We start from the raw sequence: 712 nt of genomic DNA, 5'->3' as shown, positions 1-712 counted from the left end.
CCTTAGCCATCATTCAACTCCTAATCAGTTGGTTGTGGTTAGCAGGTTGCCAGTGTTGACGCACTGACAACTTGCGATCATTTTATAAACTACTCTTTCTTTTTAGATGCCTGCCTTGCTGAATCCCAGCGCCGTGACTGATACTTGATAATCAGGCTTTCCAACACTTCCCGCACAATGCCTTGCTCATCCTCAGGAAGCTGGCTAATCGCTTCAAACTGCAATGAAAGCTCACCGGTTGGCACACGTTCATGTGTATCAAATAACAAAAAGTCCGTGCTGACATTCAGCGACGTGGCAATCTTCTTCAATACCTCAAGGGAAGGCTGTGCCTGCCCTGTTTCGTATTTCTTCCAGCTATTGGCATGAATGCCAATGGCATCCGCCATTGCCTGTTGGGATAGGCTGCGTTGTTTGCGTAGCTCAATGAGTCTTTCAGATAAAGGCATAGGTAAACACCAGTAAATCGAATGACTCATGATTCTACCCCCTGAAAAATAACCGCTTGACGATAGTACATATATATGTGCCATAATAAAACATATAAATGGTCTTGACAAGGTTTTGAGGGAACAAAGATATGGCTCGCATTCCCGACGCAGAATTACAGCACCTGAAATCCGCCGTCTCCTTAGTTGCCGTGATTGAGCAGCAGGGGCGGAAGCTCACCCCGCGCGGCAAGGACAGGATCGTGCTGTGCCCGTTCCATCAG

Annotated in this window: 1 protein-coding gene; it reads right to left on the bottom strand. The window is 47.2% G+C overall.

Translation table 11 applies throughout. The features are described from left to right. Positions 1-89 precede the first annotated feature (89 nt). Positions 90-449, bottom strand: a complete 360-nt coding sequence (locus tag Xvie_RS20435) for an RstR family transcriptional repressor (protein WP_038234419.1) — start codon at positions 447-449, stop codon at positions 90-92. Between the last annotated feature and the right edge of the window lie 263 nt (positions 450-712).

Source organism: Xenorhabdus vietnamensis, assembly GCF_002127535.1.
GTDB lineage: Bacteria > Pseudomonadota > Gammaproteobacteria > Enterobacterales > Enterobacteriaceae > Xenorhabdus > Xenorhabdus vietnamensis.
This window is presented reverse-complemented; position numbering and strand designations above follow the sequence as displayed.

What these genes read in the sequence shown, in the direction of transcription:
- Xvie_RS20435 (WP_038234419.1), bottom strand. Translation starts at nt 449, where the DNA reads ATGCCTTTATCTGAAAGACTCATTGAGCTACGCAAACAACGCAGCCTA.